The following is a 21573-nucleotide window of genomic DNA, read 5'->3' as shown; positions in this document are numbered from 1 at the left end:
TCATTCGTCGTCTCCCGTCATCGCCCTGGCCCACGCCGGGTACACCGTCTTGTCGTCACCTCGGAAACCGGTATCTATCTCGGTTCCGGTCGGCAGCTTCCAGCGAATTACCAGCACACCATCTTCCGTCATCACCTTGCCCGCATGTCCGCGTTCGGTCCGCACGGCGGTAATGGATTCCTGCGGAATCCAGATCACCGTCGCACCGTCGCGCTCGAGCAGAATCCCCCGTTCGAACCGCGTGAGTTCCGCTGTGGCCCGGAAACCAAGGTCGCCCACCGCGATCCGGTCCTGCCAGCTCGGCGCGATGGTGCTGCCGAGATACAGTCCGGTGGCCGGCTCGAGCACCTGAGCGCCGAGATCACCCGGCACATGCGGTAGTTCGCCGATGCGCGCCTCCTGACGCGCGGCTCGGTTCTGCCAGCCCCGGTACATCAGCCAGACGCACAGAACGAACAGTGCGATCAGCCCGACCACCAACAGCACTCTCATCTACGAACCTCCCACCGCCTTGCCCTCACGGGCGGTTACCCGGCCTCGGAGCAACGTCGTTGTCACCCGAGCCGGGAACGTCATGTCCTCGAACGGCGTGTTGTTCGAAATGCTGGCGAGTTCGGCGGCCCGCACCGTCCAGCTCGCGTCCGGATCGACCAGCGTCAGGTTGGCCGGTTCACCGACCTCGATCGGGCGGCCATGGCCGTCGAGTCCGACGATTTCGGCCGGACGCTCGCTCATCACGCGGGCGACACCGCGCCAGTCCAGCAGGCCGGGTTCGACCATGGTCTGCACGATGATCGACAGCGCGGTCTCCAGGCCGAGCATGCCGGGGCGGGCGGCGGCGAATTCGCAGCACTTGTCCTGTTCGGCGTGCGGGGCGTGATCGGTGGCGACGCAGTCGAGGATGCCCTCGGCGAGCGCCTGCCGCAGCGCGATGGTGTCGGAGACCTCGCGCAGCGGCGGGTTCACCTTATTGACCGCGTCGTAGGTCTCCAGGCGCGAGTCGTCGAGCAGCAGATGGTGCGGGGTGACCTCGGCGGTGATCGAAATGCCCTGTGCCTTGGCCCATTTCACCAGCTCGACGGTACCGGCCGTAGAGGCATGGCAGATGTGCACGCGGGCATCTGCGTCGCGGGCCAGCAGTGCGTCGCGAGCCACGATCGACTCTTCCGCGGCGCGCGGCCAACCGGCCAGGCCGAGGCGGGCCGCGGTCGGACCTTCGTGCGCAACAGCGCCTTTGGTCAGGCGCGGCTCTTCGGCATGCTGCGCGATCAAGACGCCGAGGGAGTTCGAGTACTCCAGTGCGCGGCGCATGAGCAGCGGGTCGTAGACGCAGTGGCCGTCGTCGGAGAACATGCGCACCGCGCCGACCCCGGCGGCCATGGTGCCCATTTCGGCGAGCTGCTTACCTTCCAGCCCGACCGTGACCGCCCCCACCGGGTACACGTCGACCAGCCCGACCTCCTGACCGCGCCGCCACACGTGATCGGTGACGACCACCGAGTCGGCAACCGGGTTGGTATTGGCCATGGCGAAGACCGCTGTGTAACCGCCGAGTGCCGCTGCGGCGGAACCGGTTTCGATGGTCTCGGTGTCCTCGCGGCCGGGTTCGCGCAGATGGGTGTGCAGATCGACGAAGCCGGGCAGCAGGATCTGGCCATCCGCGTCGATGACCTCGGCGTCGATAATGCCGAGATCGGTTCCGATGGCGGCGATTACACCGTCGCGCACGAGTACGTCGACCGGCTCACCCTCGCCGTACGGCCGAACACCCTTGAGCAGCAAGCTCATGCCTTCACCTCGCTGGCGCTCGGCTCCGGCATGCGCCATGCGCACTGGCACATGATTCGCTCGATTCGTTCGCTCATGCGACAGCCTCCTGGGTACCGACCAGCAGCCGGAACAGCACGGCCATCCGCATATGCACTCCGTTCGTCACCTGTTGCAGGATCGCCGCCTGCGGGGAATCCGCGACCGGCGAGGCGATTTCCATGCCGCGCAGCATCGGCCCCGGATGCAGGACGACCGCGTTCTCGTCGAGCAGTGCGAGCCTGCGCTCGGAAAGTCCGTAGTTGACCGAATATTCGCGCGCAGACGGGAAGAAGCCGCCGTTCATCCGCTCCTGCTGTACCCGCAGCATCAGCACCGCATCGGCGCCGGGCAATTCGGCGTCCAAGGAAGGCGAGATCCGGGCGGGCCACAGGTCCGCGCCCACCGGCAGCAGCGTGCGCGGCGCGACCAGCACCACCTCGGCGCCAAGAGTATCGAGCAGGAAGACATTCGAGCGCGCGACCCGGCTGTGCAGGATATCGCCGACGATGACGATCCGCTTGCCCTCGATATCGCCGAGGCGCTGACGCAGCGTCAGCGCGTCCAGCAGCGCCTGCGTCGGATGCTGGTGGGTACCGTCACCGGCGTTGATGATGGCCGGGCCCTGCCGCCCTTCGGCGACCGCCCAGCCATCCATCCAGCGCGCGATCTGATGCGCCGCGCCGGAGGCCGGGTGCCGGACGATGAGCGCATCGGCGCCCGCCGCGTGCAGAGTCAGCGCGGTATCGCGCAGGGATTCGCCCTTGGCGACCGAGGAGCTGCTCGCGCTGACATTGATCACATCGGCGCTCATCCACTTGCCCGCGACCTCGAACGAGACCCGGGTGCGAGTCGAGTTCTCGTAGAAGACGGTCATCACGGTGCGGCCGCGCAGCGTCGGCAGCTTCTTCACCTCGCGGCCCAACAGCGCCTGTTCGAAGCGTTCGGCCTCGTCGAGCAGTTCGGTGGCGGTGGCACGATCGAGATCGGTCACCGTCAAGAGATGTCTCACGACTCCACCTCGCTGGCGCTCGGTTCCGTCGTTCGACCTCCGGTCGCTGTGTTGATGGTTCGCTCGCTGCGCTCGCTCACGACTCCACCTCGCTGGCGCTCGGTTCCGTCGTTCGACCTCCGGTCGCTGTGTTGATGGTTCGCTCGCTGCGCTCGCTCACGACTCCACCTCGCTGACACTCGCTCCGGCGAGCCGATTCACTGCGCGTCCTCCTGATGCAAGTAGACGCCGTCGCGCCCGTCGTGTTCGGTGAGCAATACAGAGATGTCCTCGCTGCGGGAGGTCGGCACGTTCTTGCCGACGAAATCCGCGCGGATCGGGAGTTCGCGATGGCCGCGGTCGATGAGCACCGCGAGTTGGACGGCGCGGGGGCGGCCGAGATCGCGCAGACCGTCGAGGGCGGAGCGCACGGTGCGGCCGGAGAAGAGCACGTCGTCGACCAGCACCACGAGTGCGTCCTCGATGCCGCCCTCGGGCACCGAGGTGCGCTCGAGCGGGCGGTGCGGGCGGCTGCGTAGATCGTCGCGATAGAGGGTGATGTCGAGCGAGCCGAGTGCCGGGCGAACGCCGGAGAACTCCTCGATCTTGTCGGTAAGTCGGGCGGCCAGCGTGGTGCCGCGGGTGGGAATGCCGATCAGCACCACGCGCGGTGCGTCCGGCTCGCCCGCATCGAGGGCGGTCTTTTCGATGATCTGATGCGCGATGCGCGCGATGGTCCGGCCGACGTCGGACGGAGACAGCAACTCGCGTCCCGCGCTCACCCACTCCGGGGTGTGTCGCTGCGACGTTTCGGCAGCGCCGGACTTGGCGGCCCGTTCCTCGGGCACGGCCATGCCGACCTCCTTCCCCGCCTCACCGGACGGTCCGTTAAAGGATGTCTTTACGGCATGCAGCCTAGCAGCGCCGTTTGCACCGCTTTAACCAGGCATATCCCGCTGTGAGCGGGGCCACGCACGGTTCGGACACTCCGGGCATTCCGGGCGGTTCACGCCTCGCGGACCGCGAGGACGACTCCGATGTCCGGATCGTTCGAAGCGACGGGCCGGCCCAAGGCGGCGACCATATCGTCCCAGCTACGGAATTCGGTATGCCAGCCGTGTTCGTCCAGCCAGGTTCTGGCATCGGCGCCGAGGCCGGTGCGCGGACGATCCGCGCCGTCGTCACCGCGGACCAACCGTTTGAGTTCGGCGTACGGCCGGGCATTTTCGTCGACGGCGAAGCGGCTGACACCGAAACGGCTTCCAGGAGCGGATAATTCGGTCAGTGTGTTGACCACGTGCAAAGCATGTTCGTGGGTCAGGTAGCCCAGGACGCCCTCGTCCACCCAGTGCGTGGGCAGATCCGGCCGAAATCCGTACTCCCCGAGCAGCTTTGCCCAGTCTTCGCGCAGATCGATGGCGAGCACCGCGCGGCCGCAGCGAGGTTGCGCATGCGCCGCGGCGAGGACCGGTTCCTTGAACGCGAAGAGCTCCGGCAGATCGATCTCGAATACTCGAACGTCGGCCGGCAGCGCCATGCGGAATGCCCTGGTGTCCAAGCCCGCACCGATCAGCACGATCTGGCGTATCCCCTGTTCGACCGCCGCGGCGACGCGGTCGTCGACGAGCCGGACACCGACCGTGCGGCCCTCGAAGAACATGTCCGCCACCTCTTCCAGCCGCGCCCAGCGCTCGGGTCCGCCGTCGATCTCGCAGTAGCCGCGGCGTGCGGCGTCGACGAACAGCTGCGCGAGCGGATCGTCGTACAGGCGGTCCGTGCGCACGGATTCCTTCGCCCGGATGACGGCGACACCGATCGCGGTCAGTGCGACACCGGCCGTCGGCGCCTTCGGATGTGTTTCGGTCATTGCCGCCTCCCCAATAGATAACTTGTCGCCCGGCTAGTAATTCGGGCACTGGGAAGACGCTAGGCTTTCACTAGCCGGTCGTCAAGCAAAAGAGAAGGACGCAATGGACGGACGTCGCAGCGATACGCGTGAGCGGATTCGTACTGTCGCAATGGAATTGTTCTCCGAACGCGGCTACGAGAAGACCTCCCTGCGCGAGATCGCCGACCGTCTCGGCGTCACCAAGGCCGCGCTCTACTACCACTTCCGTACCAAGGAAGACATCGTCGCGAGCCTCTCCGACGACCTGCGTCGCGGCATCGACGGCATCGTGACCTGGGCCGAGAGCGCCCCGCCCGGCACGGAGCGAGCCAACGAAATCCTCACCCGCTACGGCGCGCTGCTGCACGGCATCGGCCGCAGCATGGTCCGCTTCTGGCACGAGAACCAGCCGGCCTTCCGCCAGCTCGACTTCGGCTCGAGCATGCGCTACCAGTTCCGCGTGCTCGCTGACCTGATGGCCGGTCCGGACCAGCCGCCGCTCGCCGTCTTCCGTGCGCGCGAAGCCCTGCTCGCCATCAGCTGGAGCACCGCCATGATGGGCGATCTTCCGCTCACCGACGACGAGTGCTACGCCGCGGCCGTCGATATCGCGCGGGACATTCTCACCAAGAATTGAATGACCGTTTCTCGCTAGCACATATGTTCGATAGCGCGTAGATTCGACGGCATGCCGACACCGCTGCAGGGATCATTGCTCGACGGGTTCGGAGACATCGAGGTGGGCGGGCTCGATGGCGTGCGCCGGACGGCATTGAGTCATGGGGCCTGGGTGGATGTGTTGCCCGGGTGGCTGTCGGGGGCGGATGTGTTGTTCGAACGGTTGGCGGATGGCGTGCCGTGGCAGGCGGAGCGGCGGCCGATGTACGACCGGGTGGTGGATGTGCCGCGGCTGCTGTGTTTCTACGAGGAGGGCGCGGAATTGCCGGATCCAGCGTTGGACGAGGCACGGGCGGCACTGACCGCGCACTACCGCGAGGAACTCGGTGAACCGTTCTGCACAGCCGGGTTGTGCTATTACCGCGACGGACGCGACAGCGTGGCCTGGCACGGCGATACCTTCGGGCGCGGCGCGACCGATGACACCATGGTCGCCATCGTTTCGATCGGTGCGCCGCGAGCGCTGCTGCTGCGCCCGCGCGGTGGCGGCGCGAGTCTTCGATTTCAGGTCGGACATGGCGATCTGCTGGTCATGGGCGGGTCGTGCCAGCGCACCTGGGAACACGCGGTACCGAAGACGCGCAGGCCGACCGGGCCGCGAATCAGCATTCAATTTCGACCGCGGGGCGTGCGCTGACCACACAGACGGCGCGACGATTTGACCTCAACTATGGTTGAGATAAGAAGCTGATCTCCATGAGCGCAACGACAATTCAGCCCGTGGTCGCGGACACCGCGGTCGACCACACCGACGACATTGCGGCGATCGAGCAGATCATCGCCAATGTCGAAACCGCGTACAACACCAACGATGCCGAACTCATGACCGCCGACTTCACCGCCAATGCGGCGGTGGTCAATGCGGTCGGTGCTCTCATGGTCGGGAAAGACGCACTGCTGGAGGCGAATCGGCAGGGGCTGGCGGGATTTCTGAAGGATCAGTATGTCCGCTACGAGGTCGCCGACATCGTATTCCTGCGGCCCGATATCGCGATCGCGCACAAGCTCGCCCGGGCGACCACGGCCGAGGGCGAGCTGATCGATATCGATCACGCGATGATCGCGCTGTACGTCCTGGTCAAAGAGAACGGTCGATGGTGGACCGCGGCGCGGCAGAACACACTGGTCCCGCAGGCGAAGTAGCCGTCAGTTCAGGGCGTGGCGAGCCGTTCCTCGCGCGTCGGGAAACGACGGCGGCGAACGGTTGCACCGTGCGACCAGATGGCCCGCTGAACCTCCTCCGCCGAGGCGCATCCGTCGAATCGTACGAATACTTCGGCACGGGCCTGACGTGCGATTTTCACCTTGCGGCGGTATTGCCGGAAAATCTGCACCTCGCCATTACGATCCTCGTCCAGGTATTCGTAATCCATGCCGTAGTAGGCGTAGGTCCCGAGGGTTGCGAGCGAGGTTGCCCAGGATCGCAGCTGATCGCGTGCACCGAAAATCGTGACCATGCCGCCGATGCGGTCGATCCGTTCCCACCCGGTCGGTATGTCGGCGAAATTCCAGTCGCGCTCCCCCGGCCCCTTCGCGCGCCACTCCCGCAGCTGGGCCACCGCGGCATCCAGACCGAATGTCTGCCAGCGCACCGTGCCCTGCGAACCGTCGCGGAACGGCAGTTGCCTGCGCAAAGCGACGGCGGCGGCACGGGTGAACACGGTCAGGTCGGCGGGGACCAGCACAATCGGATCCGACGGCGCGGCGTCGAACGGATTGGGATCCAGATGCGCCGGATCGATGACCACGAGCGTGCCCGGCCGCCGCTGATAGGCCAGGCCCCACAGCAGTCGAGCAAGCATGCGCGCACCACGCCAATCGGAGAGCACATGCCAGGTCTCGTGGAAATGGTTAGTGGCGAATCGGAAATCGCTGCCGGGCCGCAGGCTCAGCACCGTATACACCCGCCCGTCGAGCACCATGGTGCGTCGATGCAGTTTCGCCATATTGTCGGTGGCCGAACCGGGGCGCGGCCGTTTATTCTGCGCGGCCACATTCACCTCCAGTTCTGCCTCGCGTGCATTCCAGGAGACCACGGCCGCCACCGTGCGGCAACGGATTATTTTCGCGTGGTTGAACAGTGGTCCAGAGCACAGCGGTGCGCGGCATCCCCCGATAGATTGGCCATATGAGCAATCCTGGGGCGGGGGTTTTGGCCGTGATGCCGCTGCATACGATCAGCGAGGTCTACGGCGAAAGCGGACTGCGCGAACGACTACTGCTGGAAATCGCCGAACTATCCGACACCGAACGGCTCACCGAGGCATTGGACCTGGCTACCGAACTGCACCGGGAGGATCGTTACGGCCGCGAACCGTATCTGAGTCACCTACTGCGCGTTGCGATTCGGATCGTCAGCCACTACGAGGTGCGGGACCCGGATGTCGTCGCGGCCGGGCTGCTGCACGATTCGGTCGAGGATCACCCGGTCGAACTGGCCGGAGCGCGTCCCGGTGCACCGGCCGATGCCGCCCTCGCCGAACTCTCGGCCCGGTTCGGCACCCGGGTCGCCGAACTCGTCGCCGCCGTCACCAATCCGGAACCGGATCCGGACATAGATCAGCACGCGCAATACCGCGAGCATGTGGCGGCCAATCTCGATCGGGCGCCGTGGGCCCGCATCGTCAAACTCTCCGACTTCACCGACAACGGCGTCGGCATCCTCTATGCCGACGGACCGGCGATGCGCAGACTCGCCACCAAGTACCGCCCGCTCACCAATATCTACCGCGACCTCGTCACCCGCCCGGACACTCCGCTCGCCGAGCACGTCAAACGGCACATCCTGCATCAGCTCGACAGCGCCGACGAACGTTTCGACGCCATTCTCGCCCGGGACTAGGGTCCGCGCAGCACCGATTCGACGAGTTCACGAACCGCTGCGAGCAGCCGTTCGGTCTCTCCCGCACGAGCCAGTCGCGGCACCTGTTCGCCACCCAGTGCGCCGAACAGCAGCCTGCCGACCACCTCGGCATCCAGGTCCGGGCGGGCCTCCCGCAACAGTGCGGTGATGTGCGCATCCCAGAATTCGTGGATTTCGGCGGCACGTGGATGCGGCGGGCCCTGCAGGTAGGCGACCGTCACCTCGATGTTGTCGGTCATCATTCGCACGAAGCCGTCGAAGAAGGCCACCAGTCGCTCTCCGGCCGGGGCCCCCGGACCCAGCGGCGGCGGCCCGGTCCGGACGGCATCCATCAAGGCGAAGGTGCTCTCGGCGATCATCTCGTGCAGCAATCCGGCGCGATTGCCGAAGCGGTGGAAGATCGTGCCCTTGCCGACCCCGGCGGCCGCCGCGACCCGATCCATGGTGAGTGCGTCGGCGCCGTGTTCGGCGAGCAGCGCGGCAGTCGCGGCCAGGATCGCCTGCCGATTACGCGCGGCATCCGCCCGTTCCCTCGGGCGTTCGTCGGTCATTCCACCACCTTCATTGACAACTTGACCGCCGGTCCATATTGTTCGAGACATCTGGACCGGCAGTCAAGTTATGGAGTCAGCAATGAAGGCAATCGTAATGACGGGCGTCGGCGGACCCGAGGTCCTGGTCGCCCAGGATGTCGCCGTACCGCATCCGGGCCCCGGCGAACTGGTGATCCGCGCCGAGGCGGTTCCGGTGCTGTTCCCGGAGACCAAACTGCGCTCGGGTGAGTTCCCGATGCCTGTCGGAACACCGGTGGTCTTCGGTTTCCAGGCCGCCGGGGTGGTCGTCGAGATCGGGGACGGGGTCGACCGGGCATTGCTGGGCCGACGGGTCGCGGTGGCCACCGCAGGCTTCGGTTCCTACGCCGAATTCGTGTGCGCACCAGCACCTTCCGTAACCGCCATTCCGGACGGTCTCACGTCGGAAGACGCGGCGGCTGTCCTGATGGACGGATCGGTGGCACTGGCTCTGCTCGCGACCGCGGCGCTTACCGGCACCGAAACCGTCCTGATCGAAGCCGCCGCAACAGGAGTCGGCAGCGCACTCACCCAACTCGCCAAGGAATTCGGTGCCGCGCGCATCATCGCAACCGCTGGCGGCCCCGAAAAGTCCACGCGGGCACTGACATTGGGCGCGGATGAGGTCATCGACCACAACGCGCCGGAGTGGCCGACCCGACTGCGCGAAACCCTTGACGGCACAACACTCGACGTCGTCTTCGATTCCATCGGCGGCAGCACCGCCCGCGACCTGCTGGCAGCCATGACCCCGGTTCGCGGCCGAATCCTCAGCTACGGCTGGCTCTCCGGAGCCCCCGCCCAGATATCGACAACAGATCTACTCCCCTACGGCCTCACCCTCACCGCCTGCGCGGGCCCGGCCTGGCTCGCCGAGGTCTCCCGCTCCGGTGCCGCCGCCCTCGACCGAGCCACGTCCGGAACCCTCACTCCCCAAATCGATTCCGTCCTTCCCCTCGACGCGGCCGCCAAAGCCCACCAGCTCATCGAGCAGCGCTCCCCCATCGGCAAGATCGTCTTGCGTCCCTGACGCACCACAGATATCCGACCCGCCGCGACTACCGTCACCGAAAGTGGGTTCTGGATTAAAATGGATTGTGGCCGTTGATGTTTCCCGTGGAGCATACGGTGCACGGACTGCATTTTCGCAGCGAGTGCATCTACCGGAGGCGTCAGGAGCGCCGGGCGAAAGCGGGGGCGTGTTCTGGGAGTATCCCTCGGGCAATCAGAAATGGGGGGACGGTGCGCAGGACCGGGATCCGGCGCAGGATGCGTAGCGGCAACGGAGTCGTCGCGGCGTTGGCGATATCGATTCGGCCGGACAGGGCGGGGCGGAATACGGCGGCGTGGAGGATGCGTTGCAGGCCCTGGGTGACGGCGGTCGGGAGCGTGCGGCGACGCTGCACCCTGGCCAGGTCGCGGGTGGTCAGGGTGCCCGAAGTCAAGGGTGGGGCAAGGATTCTCGCGGTGGCGACGGCGTCCTGGATGGCCAGGTTGATGCCGACTCCGCCAGCGGGTGACATGGCGTGGGCGGCGTCGCCGATGCAGAGCAGGCCGTCGGTGTACCACCTGGTCAGGCGGTCCAATTTCACGTCGAGTAGTTTCACCTCGTCCCAGTTCCGCAGCGCATCCTCCCGGTCACGCAACCACGGTGCCGAATCGGCCATACTGCGCACGATTTCGGTGACCGGATCGCGCCGGGCCGCCGCATCGCCGCCCTTGGCGATGAGGGTCGCGACCTGCCAATAGTCACCGCGATCGAACATGACGGCGGCGCGGTGGGCGCTGAGCAGTCCGATCAAACCGGCAGGGTCGATATCGGTGCGCGGCAAGCGGAACCACCACACATCCATCGGTGTCGGCCAGCTTCGTGAACCGAGTCCGACCTCGGCCCGCAGCGCCGAGTTACGGCCGTCGCAGGCCACGGTCAGATCGGCGCGGATCTCGCCGGTTTCGCCGTCTCTGGTCCGGTAGGCGACACCGGCGACCCGGCCGTCCTCCCGAACCACCGCTGTCGCTTCGGTATTCATCCGAAGCCGGAAGCTCGGCTCCCGATCGGCCGCCCCGGCCAATAAGTCCAGTAGATCCCACTGCGGCACCATCGCGATGTATTTGTGCGTACCCGGCAGATGTTCCAGGGTGAACACCGTCTGCACCGACCCGCGGATCGGCAGCTGGATCTGCTGCAGCTTGCGCGCGGGCAGTTTCGCGAACTCCTCACCGAGGCCCAGTTCATCGAGCAGGTCCAGGGTCGTTGGATGTACTGTGTCGCCACGGAAGTCGCGCAGGAAGTCCTTGTGTTTCTCCAGGACGGTGACATTGATACCCGCGCGGGCCAGCAGCAGCCCGAGTACCATACCCGCCGGTCCACCACCAACCACCAGGCACGTCGTACGTTCCATTGCCCCGACCTCCCTCCGTGCGCACGCGCCGGACGGACATTCCGCGGGCGCGGATGTAGCGGTTTCCCTGGCCGACTTCAATGGTATGCCGCTCAGCCGAGCCCAAGCCCCGTAACCGCTGCGGTAGCGATCAGATCAGCGGCGCAGAACGAAAAAGTACGGCTCGGCCATACCGCGCATATCCATCACCCCGAGCAGCGTATCCATATCCACCCGGCGGAAGTGGTCGATGATCGGCAGCTGGTCGTAAACCATCGCGGCACCCACCGCACCGCGGTATTCGATATCGCGCAAACGTGCTGTCGGCCTGCGAGTTCGGATCGCCGGGGCGAGGACGGGCAGTAGCTTCCGCGCCGTCTGCACGCCCGCGAGCGGCACCCTACCGGCCAGACCGAGCGGCACCCGCCGCGGATCGACCGCGAAGATATTTCCCGATTCGTCGGCGAACAACAGTGGATGCACCGACTCCGGGGCATCGAACTGCTTTCCGTACCAGCCCGAGGCGACCAGTACCCCGGCCATCGGATGCCCGGTATCCAGTTCCTCGCCCCGCCAGCGGCCGACGGTCACCTCCGCGACCCTGGCCGCGGGCAAGCGATCGAACAGCTCCCACGCCTGCTCCGTCGTGCATCCACCATCGAGCAAGTCCGCCAGATCGGACTGCGCGCTCTCATTCTCGGCCATGACCGATCTCCTTCTCGACGGCAACGTTGCGAGAATAAGAGTATCAATCTCTCATCCGGCGGTTCAGAAGGGCGCGTCGGCTGCCAACTGCCCCACTTCCGGCAGGTAGGGGTCGAGTTCGCCGGATTCGAACCGCGACATGCCGATGACATGCCAGAACTGACCGGCGATATTGCCCTCGAATTTGTATCGGCCATCAGGTGCGAGAGCCGCCCATCCTTCGGGTAGACCGAGCAGGATCGCGCGAATCGATGGTGCGCCATCCTCCGGACGCGACCACAGCAGGATGTTGCCGTCATCACCGCCGCTGGCCAGCAGCTTGCCGGACGGATCGAAGCCGAGCGACCAGACCCGGCGCTTATGCCCTTCGAGGGTATGCAGATGACGTCCGGATGCCATGTCCCACAACCGAACAACCAGATCATCGCCGCCGGTCGCCAGGGTGCCGGTGCGCGAGTCGACGGCGGCCGTCCAGAGCCTGCCGGTGTGCCGGGTCAGCGTATGCAGTGCATCACCGGATTCGATATCCCAGATGCGGGCGGTGGTATCCCAGGACACGCTGGCGAGGCGGTCCTCATGGAAGGCCACCGAATACACGCGGTCGCGATGTCCGCGCAGTGCGCGCAGGAACCGGCCGGAGCGCACGTCCCACAGCCGGACCACGGAATCGTCGCAGCCGGTGGCCATCAGCGCGCCGTCGGCACTGAATGCGATCGAGCGCACCCGGCCGCGATGTTCGGCGCAGACGGCGTGCAGTGCACCGGTGGTGCGCACCCAGATGATCACCGTGTCGTCGTCATTGGCGGTGGCCACATAGTCGCCGGTCGGGTCGAAGGCGGCGGCCCAGATCGGTGCGGATTCGACATTGATATGGCGTTCGTACAGGTCGGCGTCGAGGTTGAACAGGCTGAGCCGACCGTCGTTGACGACGAGGCCGAGCTGATGGCGGCCGAGTTCGCTGAATATCGCCGATTCGAAGGTGAGCAGGCGGTCTTCGCTGCCGATCAGTCGGCGAACCAACCGCCCGGTCACCGGATCCCACAGCCGAACCACACCGTCGTTACCCACGCCGGAGAGCAGGGTGCCGTCCGCGTTGAAGCTGACCGTGCGAACTTGGCGGCCGTGGCCGGTGAGCGTGTGTTTGCAGGTGCCGGTTACGGGATCCCAGAGCCGGGTGGTGAATTGGTCGTCGGTAATGGCCAATTGGGTACCGTCCGGGCGAAAGGCGAACGGCCAGATCGAGCCGGTATGCGCGGTGAGCCGGTGTCGCAACTCCCCGCTCTCGCTGTCGCGCAGACAGACCAGCCCGGCGCTATCGCCCGAGGCGAGCAGTTCACCCGCCGGATCGAAGGCGAGCCAGTAGATAGCCGCGGTGTGTTCGGTGAGCGACTGCCGCTGCGCACCGGTCTGCGCATCCCACAGACGCAGTCCCCCATCGGTATCCCCGCTCGCCACGATCGGCAGGCTGGGGTGGAATGTCACGGTATAGACCCGCCCGGTATGACCGGGAAGGTCGCGAATCTTCCGACAACTCAACGGATCCCACAGCGCGAGCGTGCCGTCGACGCCACCGACCGCGAGCAGTTCACCGGTGGGACTGAACGCCACGCGGAATACCGAGCCGGACGCCCCGCTGAATTCGCCACTCTCCCTGCCACTTTCGATATCCCACAGGCGCACGGTGCCATCCCGATAGGAGGCGGCGACCAGCGGTCCGCGAATATCCAAGCTGTAGACGAGTTCCCGGCCGCCACCCGCGGGACGGCATTCGTGCCGCAGTTCGCCGCTCGGCAACGTCCACAGCCGCAGCACGCCGTCGGCGTCGCCGGTGGCCAGCAGATCACCGGCGGGGCTCAGCACCACCGGCCACGGCCAGTTCTTGTGCCCCAGCAGGATTCGGCGCAGTTCACCGGTGGCGGCATCCCAGATGCCCACGGTGCCGTCGCCGGAACCGGTCACCAGCACCGTATCGGTGAACGCCACCGCGAACGTCCGTGCTCGGTGCGTCTGCAAGGTGCGCAGCGGTCTTCCGGTTTCGGCATCGCAGATGAGTACGCCGCCGTCGTCGCTGCCGATGGCCAGCGTGCCGCCGTCCGGGTTGTAGGCGACCGGCTGCGGCAGCCGGCCGTGCCTGGCGTGGAAGCCGTGCCGGACTCCGATTGCGGCAGGCGCGAATTCGGTCTGCGCCGCGACTCCGGGCACCCACGCCGCACCGTACAGATCGGTGCCGGTCGGGGTGCCCGTGACCTCGATGAGTGCCGCCCGGGACCAGCGGCTGCCGCCGGCCCGCGATCCGGTCAGATCGGTATGCACAAGACGGGCGCGGGTGAGATCGGCCTCGCTCAGATCCGCGCCGACCAGGCTGGCCTCGTCGAGTCTGGCACCGACCAACCGCGCACCGCGCAGGACGGCACGGTCGAGGTTCGTGCCGACCAGCCGGGCACCGCTGAGATCCGCCCCGGTGAGATCGACATCGCGCAGATCCCGATACGACAGATCCTCCCCCGCCAGACTCGCACCGCGCAGATCCGCGGTCGGTGCGGTGCGCAGCCGGGTCGCCACCCGAATGGCATTGGTGCGCGAGACTTCGTCGGCCGCCTGGTCGGCGAGCACACCCTCGGCCCAGATACGCAGTGCCCGGTTGTCGGCGAGATCGCAGAGGAAGTCGATCGAGAGTTGGGATAGCGGCGATTGGGTCAGCTGGGCGGGCGCGAGGGTGCCGACCTCGAATTGTTCGGCAATATGGTTGGCCACCAGCCATTCCATCACCGACGAATGGATGAAGCCGAACAGGTTGTCCTCGGTGCGCACCAGCAGGCTGCCGGAGCCGATGGCGTGCGCCGACTGGTGCACCGACATCCGGCTCGATCCGGTCAGCTCGGCCGAACCCGCCGCCACCTCGGTCAATTCGGACAGCCGCAGATACGGCTCGCCGGTTTCCCAGACGCGCAGCGCGAATGCCGTGACACCGAGCCACAATTCGTGCAGGCGCAGTCCGGGCAGCGCACCGGCCACCCCCGCCGTGCGGTCGGCCTCGTAGGTCAGCCAGGACTCCAGGATTTCCCGGTACAGTCCGGCCGGACCCACCGCCTGTTTCGCGCCCGCCGCGGCCCGTAGCCGCCGCTCGTCCAGATCGGCGATGAACCCGAGCATCCTGGGGTTCTGTGCCAGTCCGAGCAGATCCTCGATACCGGTGATCAACCCCATTCTGGCGTCTGCGCGGCGGATGTCGCCGCCGTAGCGGTTGGTCAGGAAGGCGTGGATCTGCGCTGGGGCGAAATCCTCGATGCCCACGATGCGCCGATCCTGTAGCAGACCGACGCGTTCGCCGAGGGCCGTCAGCACCTGGGCGCGAGATTCGAAGTGCTGGGTGCGACTGGCCACGATGATCTTGGCTTTGCCGACGGCGGCCTGCAGCAGGGTGTCGAGATGGTCGGCGGCGAAGTCGTAGCTGATCCGGGTGACGAGTTCGTCGAAGCCGTCGAACAGCAACACCACCCGACCCTCGCGCAGCATATAGTGCAGAGCCTTCAGATCGATCCGATCCTCGCCGTGATTGGCCAGATGCGCGGCGACCAGACCGTCGACCGAATGGGTTTTGTCCAGGGCCCGCAGGTCGATCAGGATCGGAATCAGCGCGGGCATGGTTTCGGTGATGCGGCGGGCCAACTCGCGCAGCGCGAAGGTCTTTCCGCGTCCGAAGTCACCGAGTATGAGGATGAATCGGCCGTGGTCGGCCGCGATCACCTTCATCAGTTCGCCGACCAGATCGTCTCGGATCTGCTGGTCGCCGTGTTCGAGGATCCGGAAGCGCTGCGGCACATACAGATCCGGCGGATAGGTGCGGTCCGCGCGCAACCGCGCGGCCTGATGCGTGAGGTAGTCGTCCAGATCCAGCAGACCCTGGAATTCGGTGAAGCTGCGGACCCGTAGACCGTGGCTGGCCGCCTCCTCGCGCAGCGAACGCGGCGGCGCCGCACCGCGGTACACGAGTTCGGAACCGTATTCCGGATCATGGCCGAGGAAGTCCTCCACCACCTGCCTGGTCATATCACCGACGTGCACGCCGACGCGCCATTGGGCGATGACCTCGTCGTCCTCCCTGGTGACCAACAGATGCGGCGGCTCCACCTCGACGCGCCGGACTTTCGCACCGGGATAACGGGTTTCGCATACCTCGGCGACGCGCTCGAGCAGCCGTCCATGCGGATCGACGGCGGGAGTTTCCGGGGGCGGTTCCGGGAGTTCGGGCTCGTCCGGTCCGAGGAGTTCGGGCTGTTTGGCCGTCGGCAGCGCTGCGGTCACCTTCAGCCAATCGAATTCGAGTTGCGCGGTGGACTCACCGCGTCCGGAGAACCGGGCCAGTCCCGCGGCAGTGAGCTGGATGATCTCGTCGCGGCCCGGAGCGGCGGCGGGCAGGACCGGCAGCATGTCGTCGAGCCGATCCAGATGCGGACCACCGGGTCCCGGACCGTGCAGCAGCAGGTTCAACCGGCCGCCGAGCATCCGGGACAGCGTATCGGCGTCGCGCAGCAGGTCCGGATCATGGGCAGGCGTGCCCGCGCCGGGCAGCGGATCGTGCCGGACGACACCGATGCGCAACCAACCGTTCTCCTCGAACGGGCGCAGCCGCTCGGCGAACCAGGACGCCTGCGGTTCGCCGATCCGGCCGTAATCGTCCTCGGGCAGATGGGTCGCGGCCATGGTCGAGTTCAAACCGGCGACCACCACCCGCAATTCGGGAATCGGGAACAGTGTCCACGGCTGTCCGATATCGAAGACGAGGTGATCCAACCCCTGATACAGCGCGCCGAACATCCGCGCGTACTGCTCGAGCTTCGGGAAATACGGCGGCTGCGGTTTGCGATCGCGAGCCTCGCAGCTCAGGAAGTACGCGTGGCAGGCCGGTCTGGAGACATCATGATTGCCGGGCACCACGATCAGTCGCTCCGGACCGAGGCCGAGCAGCGTACGCAATCCGCTCAGGAAGGTCAGCGCCTCCTCGACCTCGCGCGGACGGCCGGACTCGGTCATATCCCCGGACACCACGATCAAATCCGGTTTGGCCACACCCTGATTCACCAGATGGGTCACATTGGCGTGGATGCGCGCCTGCAATTCGGCCGCGGTGCCCGGCTCGTCCGGTGCGAGTAGCCCACGACCGAAGCGTGGACCCGCGACATGCAGCACCGAGACGCTCGTACGCGGTTCCTCACGATCGGTGGCACCCGGGAACGCAGGGGCCGCAACCGGTGTGCGCCGCGGCAGCACGGATTCGGGTGTGTCCGTGATGGTTTCGACGGCGAACCGGTCAGGACCATCGTGCGGAAAGCCCGGTTCCGACGGCGGCTTGGCCCGCCCCGCGAGCAAATGTCCGACCCGCTCCAGAAGGATTCGGCGCGCCTGCTCGGCGGTGGACACCCGCACCAGGTCGAGATAGGTGATGGTGGCGAGCAGACCCTCGAGCGTGCATTCGGCGATGCGCACCGGCATCAGCTTGCCCGGATCGGTGCGGTAGGCCGCCTGCCATTCCATGGTTCCGTAGTAGGAACCGAGATAGTTCTCCGACAGCACCACCAGCACCACCGCCGAATCACGCACACCGCGATCCATGAAATCGATGAAGTTGGTGCCGGGGACGAAATCCCAGGCCTGGATGAGGGTGCGGTAACCCGCGGTCTCCAACTGCCAGGCCAACCAGGTGGCCCATCGCTCGTCGGCCGGTGAATAGCTGATGAAGAAGTCCCGCCGCCCGCCCGAAGTCACAGCATCAGTATGCCCCGATGGGTCGCCACGCCAAACGGCAGAAGATCATTACGACGCGTACCGAATGCGGAAGTGCCCCAGCCGATATGCTGCATGATGGGGCATGTGTCCGAACAACAGGTCGATTCCGCCGCGGAGAACCCGCCGTCGAGTGCCCTGGTGTCCGCGCCGCCGAGATGGGGGCTGAGCACGCTGGATTGGGTCCGGCTCGGGCTGTTCGCGGCCGGACTGCTGTGTGTGGCGACCGGATTGCTGCCGCGCGCCGAGGCCGCCGACAATATGCGCAGGATCGGGCCGCTGCTGCTGTTCCTGTGCAGTGTGATCATTCTCGCGGAGCTGACGCGGCAGGCGAAGGTGTTCGATGTGATCGCGCACCGCCTGGCCATCCTCGGGCGCGGCTACTATCCGGCGTTGTTCCTGCTCTGCGTGCTTTTCGCTTCGGCGACAACGATTCTGCTCAATCTCGATACGACTGCGGTATTGCTGACTCCGGTGATGCTCGCGCTGGCGGTACCGGCTCGCATTCCGCCGCTGCCGCTGGCGATGACCACGCTCTGGCTGGCCAATACCGCGAGCCTGCTGCTTCCGGTCTCGAATCTCACCAATCTGCTTGCCGCCGACCGGGTTGCGCTGCGCGCCACGGATTTCGCGGCGCGGATGTGGGCGCCGCAGCTCGTGTCGATCACGGCGACCATGGTGTGCCTCTGGGTCTGGTATTGGCGGCGCGGCCGACGTGAAACCGATCGGTACGTACCGCCGGAGCCGATTCGTCCGGAGAACGCCAGGGAGCGCACGCTGCTCTACACGACGGCAGGAGCGTGTCTGCTGTTCATTCTTGCGATCCCGTTCGTGGGTGATCGGATCGGTATCGCCGCCACCCTGGCTGCCGCAATCGCCGTGGGCGCCTTCGCGATCTTCGACCGTTCATCGCTGCGACTAACGCTGATCCCGTGGCAGTTGCTGGTTTTCGTGGTCGGGTTGTTCCTGGTGGTGCCGACATTGAGCCGGTTCGGGCTCGCCGATGTCATGCAGGCGCTGATCGGGCACGATTCCGGAGTGGTCGGGGCGTACCGCGCGGCGGGCGCCGGCGCCGGATTGTCCAATGTGGCCAACAATCTTCCGGCTTACACCGCAGGTGAGGCGGTGGTGTCCGAGGAGAATCGAAATCAGTTGCTGGCCCTGCTCATCGGCACCAATGTCGGGCCGATCGTGACGCCATGGGCGTCGCTGGCGACGCTGCTGTGCCTGGAGTTCTGCCGCACCCATGGTGTTCGGGTGCCGATGCCGCGGTTCGTGCTCACCGGGCTGGGGCTCGCGCTCGTCGCTACGACCGGTGCTGTCGCTGCGCTGCTGGCGACCGGATAGGTGGTATCGCCCCTCAGCCCGGCAGGCCCGTCACACTCACCTCGGCGGCGGTCTTCACCAGCAAAGCCAGCTCCGGCAGCAATTCGGCGCTGGCGGCAATGAAGTTCACCTCGCCGCCGGGGAGGTCGAGGTGATCGTTGAGCGGTGCGCCGTCGAAATCGGTGATGTGGATACCGGATTCACGGGCCAGCAGGGTGCCCGCGGGCAGGTCGACCAAACCGGCTCGGTAGCCGACGAATCCGTCGATATCACCGCGGCTCAGCATGACCCAGCACAGCAGCGGAGACCACAGTTGGATCAGGCGACGGGAACCGGATTCCAGGGCCAGGCGCAGGCCGCGTGCCGTGCTGTCGGTACGAGTCACCGGATAGCCCTGCAGCCAGGCCAGGGTCGGAGCGGATTCGGAGGACCGGTGCGGCGGCCGCCAGAGCGGGCCGTCCGGCCCGGTGGCGCCGGACCCGCGCACGGCGGACCAGGTGCGGTCGGCCAACGGTTCGTGGACGATGCCGAGCATCGCAACCCCGTTGTGACACAGAGCGATACCGATTGTGCAGACGGGCAGGCCGATGGCGATGTTATTGGTGCCGTCGAGCGGATCGACGATCCAGCACCAGGAATCGTCGGCACCGTGGAGCCCGGATTCCTCGGCGAGGATGCGATGGTGGGGGAAGGCGCGGCGGATATGGCCGACGATGATATGTTCCGCGCGCAGGTCCAGGTCGGTGACCAGATCGCCGCTGGCGTCCTTGGTGCGGACGGTGACTGATCCGGCCAGACCCTCCCGGATCGCCCGACCCGCCTCGATCGCCGCCGCCCTGGCCACCTCGGCAGCGGTCGTCAGGACGGTGTCCAGCCGATCGAAGGCGCTGATCGGATCCGGATCGGCCGGCGTCGGACCATCCGGTGACAGCAATAGGTTCGCTACGTCGCCTGCTCGCATCGGTCCTCCAGTTGTTCCGGCAGGGTGGGCTCCTGCAGGTGGTCCAGCACCGTTTGCGCGGCGCGCCTGGTTTCGCTCGGAGTGCAACCGGTTCGGTGCACCCAGTGGTCGGCGGTGGCGAGAGTGCCGAGGGATCGGTCCGGTCGGCCGCGACGAACCTCGCCGAGCACCACGGTGGCCGCCTCGCCCCGCACATCGGAGAGGTGAAATACCCCGTGTGGCAGGGTGTATACCTCGCCTGCACGGAAATGTTCACTGGATCGGATGCGATAGCGGACCAGACGCTCGGTCGCACGCACCACATCACCGTCGGCGCCACTATGGATTTCGAAGATGCGATGGGTCGCCCGGTCCGCAGAGCTCTCCACTTCGAGTATCTCGTTGCCGACCTCGCCGTACAAGACCACGCTGAGCAGATCCCAGCTGTGCGCGTGCATCGCCGAAGTCGTCGGACACGACCGCAGCCCATCGGTCCAGACATGCACGCAGACGCCGAGTCCGCCATCGCGCCACGCGGGAAAACACAAGAAACCCAACGGATGCCGAACCGCGCCGATCTCGGTGCGACCGTCGAGCACTTCCGTCATGAAATCACGAGCCCAGCGTCGCACCGCGGGCCCCGCCGCATCGGAGCCGATCAGCGTTCGTAGTCGGGCATAGTCGTTCATTCAGTACGGATTCCTCGGCTGCAGTGCGCGTCGCACGATATCGGCGACATCGCGATCGGTATAGGGAGCCGGTAGCGCGAGACCGAGCAGATCGAACAGCGCACGAGTCTGATCGACCGACGGTTCGTCGGCGAGCGCGAGTTCCTCGCTCCGGCTCAGCGGCACCTGTCTGGCCTGCTTGAAACTGGCCACGAGCTCGCGGTTGAAGTCCCGGTAGTACGGCTTGTCCCGTTCGAACATCAGGGCAGGAGTGTTCGGATTGTCCTGTGTGACAATGACGCAACTCGACGAGAGGTCCCATCGGAAGGTCGTCATCACCATCGAGAGCCCGACATCGATGGTCAGGAAGGTGAATCGCTGCCGGTACCAGCAGGCCGCGAGCACCGTCGCGAAGGACTCCTTGCGGGTTCGCTCGGTGGTCCACAATTCGCCGGTGCGGTCGGCCTCGGGCACCAGCGAGGAGCGGAACTGCGCGTAGGTCTTGCACAGTTGTTCATTGGTCGGATCCAGCACTTCCACCTGGATCCGCAGCGGACGCTGTTCGCGGCGCGCGTTCTCCACGCACTCCCGCAGCGTCACCGCGCGCAGGTAGGTTCCGGTACCGCCCTTGAAAAGCCACTGCTCGGTACCGCGCCGGGCCAGTGTATGCGCATGCCCGATCTCGGGACCGTAGAGCAACTGCACCGAGGTCGTATCGCGAATGGCCTTGGCCGACAAGTGCCGATCACGCAGTAGCGTGGTGGCCAGCAGACCGAGTACCAGCAGGATGACCGCGTTGATCAGATCCGAATCGAAGAAGCCGATATCGATCAGCGAGATCACACCGAAGATGACCGCGAGAACCAGAGCGACGAGACCGTCGATATTGTTCCGCAGCCAGATCAGCACCCGTGCCATAGGTTTTCGGCCTCCCCTAGGGTTTCTACCCAGGATAGGTGCACCTGTGTGGA

General features: G+C 66.3%; 19 protein-coding genes. 6 read left to right on the top strand and 13 right to left on the bottom strand.

The window, feature by feature from the left end; translation table 11 throughout:
* The 5 genes from ACQPZ2_RS17535 to ACQPZ2_RS17515 all read right to left on the bottom strand — a co-directional run bounded on the left by ACQPZ2_RS17535 (position 1) and on the right by ACQPZ2_RS17515 (position 4664).
* A complete protein-coding gene (locus tag ACQPZ2_RS17535) occupies positions 1 to 492 on the bottom strand; it encodes a transporter (RefSeq protein WP_433526514.1) in 492 nt (163 codons plus the stop codon).
* The gene (locus tag ACQPZ2_RS17530; RefSeq protein WP_433526513.1) at positions 493 to 1788 is read right to left on the bottom strand and encodes a dihydroorotase; all 1296 of its coding nucleotides are present in this window, start codon (positions 1786 to 1788) and stop codon (positions 493 to 495) included.
* Positions 1789 to 1861: 73 nt separating this feature from the next.
* Positions 1862 to 2818: an aspartate carbamoyltransferase catalytic subunit gene (locus ACQPZ2_RS17525; RefSeq protein ID WP_433526512.1), complete on the bottom strand. Its 957-nt coding sequence runs from the start codon at positions 2816 to 2818 to the stop codon at positions 1862 to 1864.
* 197 nt (positions 2819 to 3015) lie between these two features.
* Complete coding sequence (pyrR, locus tag ACQPZ2_RS17520; protein ID WP_063043178.1) at positions 3016 to 3651, bottom strand: bifunctional pyr operon transcriptional regulator/uracil phosphoribosyltransferase PyrR; 636 nt, start codon at positions 3649 to 3651, stop codon at positions 3016 to 3018.
* 152 nt (positions 3652 to 3803) lie between these two features.
* On the bottom strand, positions 3804 to 4664 hold the full coding sequence (locus ACQPZ2_RS17515; protein ID WP_433526511.1) for an SAM-dependent methyltransferase: 861 nt from the start codon (positions 4662 to 4664) through the stop codon (positions 3804 to 3806).
* 103 nt (positions 4665 to 4767) lie between these two features.
* Between ACQPZ2_RS17515 and ACQPZ2_RS17510 the strand changes: the two genes are divergently transcribed.
* Genes ACQPZ2_RS17510 through ACQPZ2_RS17500 form a run of 3 tightly spaced genes read left to right on the top strand, consistent with a single transcriptional unit; the run spans position 4768 to position 6506 of the window.
* Positions 4768 to 5322, top strand: coding sequence for a TetR/AcrR family transcriptional regulator (locus ACQPZ2_RS17510; RefSeq protein ID WP_433526510.1), 555 nt, complete (start codon positions 4768 to 4770; stop codon positions 5320 to 5322).
* Positions 5323 to 5373: 51 nt separating this feature from the next.
* Positions 5374 to 6000, top strand: a complete 627-nt coding sequence (locus ACQPZ2_RS17505) for an alpha-ketoglutarate-dependent dioxygenase AlkB (RefSeq protein WP_433526509.1) — start codon at positions 5374 to 5376, stop codon at positions 5998 to 6000.
* A 59-nt stretch (positions 6001 to 6059) separates the two neighbouring features.
* Positions 6060 to 6506 carry an SgcJ/EcaC family oxidoreductase gene (locus ACQPZ2_RS17500; RefSeq protein ID WP_433526508.1) on the top strand — a complete coding sequence of 149 codons (447 nt, stop codon included), beginning with the start codon at positions 6060 to 6062 and terminating at the stop codon, positions 6504 to 6506.
* An 8-nt stretch (positions 6507 to 6514) separates the two neighbouring features.
* Here ACQPZ2_RS17500 and ACQPZ2_RS17495 read toward each other — a convergent pair whose 3' ends face one another.
* Positions 6515 to 7399 (bottom strand): hypothetical protein, encoded by an 885-nt coding sequence (locus ACQPZ2_RS17495; protein WP_433526507.1) that lies wholly within the window; start codon positions 7397 to 7399, stop codon positions 6515 to 6517.
* A gap of 92 nt (positions 7400 to 7491) precedes the next feature.
* Here ACQPZ2_RS17495 and ACQPZ2_RS17490 point away from each other — a divergent pair, with 92 nt between their 5' ends.
* Complete coding sequence (locus tag ACQPZ2_RS17490) at positions 7492 to 8205, top strand: HD domain-containing protein (protein ID WP_433526506.1); 714 nt, start codon at positions 7492 to 7494, stop codon at positions 8203 to 8205.
* Here the strand turns inward: ACQPZ2_RS17490 and ACQPZ2_RS17485 are convergent.
* Entirely contained in the window at positions 8202 to 8777 is a 576-nt protein-coding gene (locus ACQPZ2_RS17485; RefSeq protein WP_433526505.1) for a TetR/AcrR family transcriptional regulator, read from the bottom strand. The genes ACQPZ2_RS17490 and ACQPZ2_RS17485 overlap by 4 nt on opposite strands.
* 82 nt (positions 8778 to 8859) lie before the next feature.
* Between ACQPZ2_RS17485 and ACQPZ2_RS17480 the strand changes: the two genes are divergently transcribed.
* Positions 8860 to 9828 (top strand): quinone oxidoreductase family protein, encoded by a 969-nt coding sequence (locus ACQPZ2_RS17480; protein WP_433526504.1) that lies wholly within the window; start codon positions 8860 to 8862, stop codon positions 9826 to 9828.
* 142 nt (positions 9829 to 9970) lie between these two features.
* On the opposite strand, the gene ACQPZ2_RS17475 is transcribed toward ACQPZ2_RS17480, so the two are convergent.
* The 3 genes from ACQPZ2_RS17475 to ACQPZ2_RS17465 all read right to left on the bottom strand — a co-directional run bounded on the left by ACQPZ2_RS17475 (position 9971) and on the right by ACQPZ2_RS17465 (position 17650).
* Positions 9971 to 11200 (bottom strand): FAD-dependent oxidoreductase, encoded by a 1230-nt coding sequence (locus ACQPZ2_RS17475; RefSeq protein WP_433526503.1) that lies wholly within the window; start codon positions 11198 to 11200, stop codon positions 9971 to 9973.
* Positions 11201 to 11335: 135 nt separating this feature from the next.
* On the bottom strand, positions 11336 to 11884 hold the full coding sequence (locus tag ACQPZ2_RS17470; RefSeq protein WP_433526502.1) for a DUF4334 domain-containing protein: 549 nt from the start codon (positions 11882 to 11884) through the stop codon (positions 11336 to 11338).
* A gap of 63 nt (positions 11885 to 11947) precedes the next feature.
* Entirely contained in the window at positions 11948 to 17650 is a 5703-nt protein-coding gene (locus ACQPZ2_RS17465) for a TIR domain-containing protein (RefSeq protein WP_433526501.1), read from the bottom strand.
* Positions 17651 to 17755: 105 nt separating this feature from the next.
* On the opposite strand from ACQPZ2_RS17465, the gene ACQPZ2_RS17460 reads away from it, so the two are divergent.
* Complete coding sequence (locus tag ACQPZ2_RS17460; RefSeq protein ID WP_433526500.1) at positions 17756 to 19015, top strand: SLC13 family permease; 1260 nt, start codon at positions 17756 to 17758, stop codon at positions 19013 to 19015.
* 13 nt (positions 19016 to 19028) lie between these two features.
* On the opposite strand, the gene ACQPZ2_RS17455 is transcribed toward ACQPZ2_RS17460, so the two are convergent.
* From ACQPZ2_RS17455 to ACQPZ2_RS17445, 3 genes are read right to left on the bottom strand one after another with little or no spacing between them, the layout of a single operon-like run.
* Entirely contained in the window at positions 19029 to 19955 is a 927-nt protein-coding gene (locus tag ACQPZ2_RS17455) for an inositol monophosphatase family protein (protein WP_433526499.1), read from the bottom strand.
* Positions 19937 to 20623 (bottom strand): hypothetical protein, encoded by a 687-nt coding sequence (locus ACQPZ2_RS17450; protein ID WP_433526498.1) that lies wholly within the window; start codon positions 20621 to 20623, stop codon positions 19937 to 19939. The genes ACQPZ2_RS17455 and ACQPZ2_RS17450 overlap by 19 nt, the downstream gene beginning before the upstream one ends.
* Positions 20624 to 21520: a hypothetical protein gene (locus tag ACQPZ2_RS17445; protein ID WP_433526497.1), complete on the bottom strand. Its 897-nt coding sequence runs from the start codon at positions 21518 to 21520 to the stop codon at positions 20624 to 20626.
* Between the last annotated feature and the right edge of the window lie 53 nt (positions 21521 to 21573).

It is taken from the genome of Nocardia pseudovaccinii, from assembly GCF_050942345.1.
Taxonomy (GTDB): Bacteria; Actinomycetota; Actinomycetes; order Mycobacteriales; family Mycobacteriaceae; genus Nocardia; species Nocardia pseudovaccinii.
Note: the sequence above shows the minus strand (reverse complement) of the source record. Positions and strands in the feature narration are given on the sequence as shown.

Bases quoted from the DNA above. Each gene is read 5' to 3' on its own strand.
- ACQPZ2_RS17535 (WP_433526514.1), bottom strand. From the start codon at position 492: ATGAGAGTGCTGTTGGTGGTCGGGCTGATCGCACTGTTCGTTCTGTGC.
- ACQPZ2_RS17530 (WP_433526513.1), bottom strand. From the start codon at position 1,788: ATGAGCTTGCTGCTCAAGGGTGTTCGGCCGTACGGCGAGGGTGAGCCG.
- pyrR (WP_063043178.1), bottom strand. From the start codon at position 3,651: ATGGCCGTGCCCGAGGAACGGGCCGCCAAGTCCGGCGCTGCCGAAACG.
- ACQPZ2_RS17515 (WP_433526511.1), bottom strand. From the start codon at position 4,664: ATGACCGAAACACATCCGAAGGCGCCGACGGCCGGTGTCGCACTGACC.
- ACQPZ2_RS17510 (WP_433526510.1), top strand. From the start codon at position 4,768: ATGGACGGACGTCGCAGCGATACGCGTGAGCGGATTCGTACTGTCGCA.
- ACQPZ2_RS17505 (WP_433526509.1), top strand. From the start codon at position 5,374: ATGCCGACACCGCTGCAGGGATCATTGCTCGACGGGTTCGGAGACATC.
- ACQPZ2_RS17500 (WP_433526508.1), top strand. From the start codon at position 6,060: ATGAGCGCAACGACAATTCAGCCCGTGGTCGCGGACACCGCGGTCGAC.
- ACQPZ2_RS17490 (WP_433526506.1), top strand. From the start codon at position 7,492: ATGAGCAATCCTGGGGCGGGGGTTTTGGCCGTGATGCCGCTGCATACG.
- ACQPZ2_RS17485 (WP_433526505.1), bottom strand. From the start codon at position 8,777: ATGACCGACGAACGCCCGAGGGAACGGGCGGATGCCGCGCGTAATCGG.
- ACQPZ2_RS17480 (WP_433526504.1), top strand. From the start codon at position 8,860: ATGAAGGCAATCGTAATGACGGGCGTCGGCGGACCCGAGGTCCTGGTC.
- ACQPZ2_RS17475 (WP_433526503.1), bottom strand. From the start codon at position 11,200: ATGGAACGTACGACGTGCCTGGTGGTTGGTGGTGGACCGGCGGGTATG.
- ACQPZ2_RS17470 (WP_433526502.1), bottom strand. From the start codon at position 11,884: ATGGCCGAGAATGAGAGCGCGCAGTCCGATCTGGCGGACTTGCTCGAT.
- ACQPZ2_RS17455 (WP_433526499.1), bottom strand. From the start codon at position 19,955: ATGCGAGCAGGCGACGTAGCGAACCTATTGCTGTCACCGGATGGTCCG.
- ACQPZ2_RS17450 (WP_433526498.1), bottom strand. From the start codon at position 20,623: ATGAACGACTATGCCCGACTACGAACGCTGATCGGCTCCGATGCGGCG.
- ACQPZ2_RS17445 (WP_433526497.1), bottom strand. From the start codon at position 21,520: ATGGCACGGGTGCTGATCTGGCTGCGGAACAATATCGACGGTCTCGTC.